Annotated in this window: 2 protein-coding genes; both read left to right on the top strand. The window is 35.3% G+C overall.

The window, feature by feature from the left end:
- Positions 1 to 125 precede the first annotated feature (125 nt).
- Positions 126 to 2,747, top strand: a complete 2,622-nt coding sequence (gene cphA, locus DIU01_RS14735) for a cyanophycin synthetase (protein WP_290835766.1) — start codon at positions 126 to 128, stop codon at positions 2,745 to 2,747.
- Positions 2,748 to 2,812: 65 nt separating this feature from the next.
- Positions 2,813 to 3,268, top strand: coding sequence for a DUF1569 domain-containing protein (locus tag DIU01_RS14730; RefSeq protein ID WP_290835764.1), 456 nt, complete (start codon positions 2,813 to 2,815; stop codon positions 3,266 to 3,268).
- Positions 3,269 to 3,325: the final 57 nt, after the last annotated feature.

Here is a 3,325-nt window from a genome sequence, read left to right as displayed (position 1 = left end):
ATTATATCTAATTTTTTTAACAGAATTACTATACTTTTCTAAAAAATTTATAGAATCTGATTAAGATTTACATATTAATACATTAATTATCAACTCATTATGATAATTCAAACCTTTCCGTTTATATGAAAATCGATAAAATTCAAGCGTTACGTGGGCCAAACATTTGGAGTGTACAAAGAAAAAAACTAATCCAGATGCGTTTGGATTTAGAAGATATGGAAGAGCGTCCAACTAATAAAATTGAAGGTTTTCGCGAACGAATAGAAGCCATGTTTCCTACAATGATAGAACATCGTTGTTCTGAAGGTTGTCGTGGCGGATTTTTCTCACGTGTAGAAAGAGGCACTTGGATGGGACATGTTATTGAACATATCGCTCTAGAAATTCAATCACTTGCCGGAATGGAAACTGGTTTTGGTAGAACACGTGAAACTAAAACTCCTGGAGTATATAATGTAGTGTTCAGTTACACAGAAGAAAATGTTGGTCTATTCGCAGCCGAAAGCGCCGTTGCCATTGCCGAATCATTAATAGCAGGAACAGAATATGATGTAGAAGGTGACATTCAAAAAATGCGTGAAATTCGTGAGCGCGTAAGACTTGGACCATCAACTGGAAGTATTGTTGAAGAAGCTGTTGCAAGAGACATTCCATGGATTCGACTTGGAACAAACTCATTAGTACAATTAGGATATGGTGTAAACCAAATGCGGTTTCAAGCAACTATTACTTGTAAAACGAGTAGCATTGCAGTAGATATTGCTTGCAATAAAGAGCAAACTAAGAAAATGTTAGATGCTGCTTCGATTCCTGTAGCAAGTGGCGGAATTTGTGTTGATGAAGAAGATTTAGAGGCGGTTGTTAAAAAAATTGGGTATCCAATCGTACTAAAACCATTAGATGGAAATCACGGAAAAGGTGCTTCTATCAATGTTAAAAAATGGGAAGATGCAGTTGAAGGTTTAGCCTACGCAAAAAAATACAGTCACAGAGTTATTGTAGAAAAATTCATTACAGGTTACGATTTTAGAGTCTTAATAATCGATAATAAACTAGTTGCTGCCGCAAAAAGAGAACCTGCTCACGTAAAAGGTGATGGAAAACAAACCATCCAACAATTGATCGATGAAACTAATTTAGATCCAAAACGTGGTTATGGTCATGAAAATGTGTTAACTCAAATTGATGTCGACAGAGATACCACCGATTTATTAGAAAAATTAGGATATACCCTAGAAACAGTTCCAAGAAAAGATGAAGTTGTTTATTTAAAATCGACAGCGAATTTAAGTACTGGTGGAACTTCAGTAGATGTAACTGATATGATGCATCCAGAAAACATTTTCCTTTGCGAAAGAATTTCTCGCGTAATAGGATTGGATATTTGTGGTGTTGATATCATGGCTGAAAACCTTACACAACCTTTAAAAGAAAATGGTGGTTGTATTCTAGAAGTGAATGCTGCACCAGGTTTCCGTATGCACTTAGCTCCTAGCGAAGGCTTGCCTAGAAACGTTGCTGCTCCAGTAATTGATATGCTTTATCCTCCAGGAAAACCTAGTAGAATTCCAATTATTGCAGTTACTGGAACCAATGGAAAAACGACTACTACTCGACTAATTGCTCATATTGTAAAAAATAATGGTTACCGAGTTGGATTCACAACTTCAGATGGTATTTATGTTCAAAATCATTTGATGGAAAAAGGCGATACAACCGGACCAGTTTCTGCTGAATATATTCTAAAAGATCCAACGGTAGAATTTGCAGTTCTTGAAACAGCTCGTGGCGGAATCCTTCGCTCTGGTTTAGGTTTTAGCCGATGCGATATCGGAGTTATTACCAATATTCAAGAAGATCATTTAGGATTGGCCGATATTCATAATTTAGATGATTTGGCTCGAGTTAAAGCAACTGTTGTTCGAAGCATCAAAAAAGACGGATGGGCAATTTTAAATGCCGAAGACGATCAATGTTTGAAAATTGCAAACGAATTGAGTTGTAATATTGCTTATTTCTCGATGGATGAAGACAATCCAAAAGTGAAACAATTTGCCAAAGAGGGAAAAATAGTAGCCGTTTACGAAAACGGATACATCACCATCAAGAAAGGCGAATGGAAAATACGTGTCGAAAGAGCCACGCATGTTCCGTTAACATTAGGCGGAAAAGCCAAATTCATGATTGCCAATGTACTTGCAGCAACTTTAGCAGCTTATTTACAAGGATTTAAAACCGAAGACATTAGTTTATCACTGCAGACATTTATTCCAAGTGCAGCGCAAACGCCAGGAAGAATGAATATTTTTGAGTTCAAACGATTTAAAGTTTTGATTGACTTTGCGCACAATCCGTCAGGATATCGCGGTGTTGAAGAATATTTAAGTAGTGTTGAAGCCACCAAAAAAATCGGAATCATTGCAGGTGTTGGTGACAGACGTGATGAAGATATTAAAGAATGTGCTACAATTGCAGCAAGAATGTTTGACCACATCATCATCCGTCAAGAAAAATACCTTCGCGGAAGAACCGAAGAGGAAATTATTGGTTTGATTATGGAAGGCATCGCCGCTTCTGGCAGAAATGTAACCCACGAAATTATTAGTAAAGAAGTGGAAGCCATAAAACACGCTATCGACAACGCTGAAGATGGAACTTTTATAACGGCTTTAAGCGATGTAGTAACTAATGCAATCAATATTGTACAAGAATATTTAGATAAAGAACAAGAAGAGAATATTTAAAAAAAATGAATACTAAAATCCCAAATTCCAATAGGTTTTTGGGATTTTTTTTAAAATTTTACATCATGCAAGATCTCGAAAATCTAATTGCCCAACTAGAATCCAACATTCCTTTTTACGAAAAGGCAAACCCTTCTGTTTCCAATTCCACTGTAGGCTGGCAAATAGAGCACAGTTTGAAAACAATACATCAAATTGCTTTAGCTGTTAAAAACTCTAATCCCAAGGAATACCAATGGAAGTTTAATAAAAGTAAATTGTTTATTTCAATCATTGGTTTCATTCCAAGAGGCAAAGCCAAAGCGCCAAAAGTAGTTCTACCTGACGGAACTATTTCTGAAGAATCACTGACAAATAGCTTACAAAATGTAAAGGCAATTTTAGAAGAATGGAAATCATTTGATAAAAATGCTTACTTTCAACATCCTTTTTTTGGAAATTTAAATAAAAAATCAACCGAATGGTTTTTGAAATTACACACCAACCATCATTTAAAAATTGTAAATGATATTTGTAAATAAAAACAATTTGTAAACAAATAGGAATTATATGATAAGCATTGCTACTATTAATTATAT

The organism is Flavobacterium sp. (assembly GCF_003525665.1).
Lineage (GTDB): Bacteria > Bacteroidota > Bacteroidia > Flavobacteriales > Flavobacteriaceae > Flavobacterium.
Note: the sequence above shows the minus strand (reverse complement) of the source record. Positions and strands in the feature narration are given on the sequence as shown.

Bases quoted from the DNA above. Each gene is read 5' to 3' on its own strand.
- cphA (WP_290835766.1), top strand. From the start codon at position 126: ATGAAAATCGATAAAATTCAAGCGTTACGTGGGCCAAACATTTGGAGT.
- DIU01_RS14730 (WP_290835764.1), top strand. From the start codon at position 2,813: ATGCAAGATCTCGAAAATCTAATTGCCCAACTAGAATCCAACATTCCT.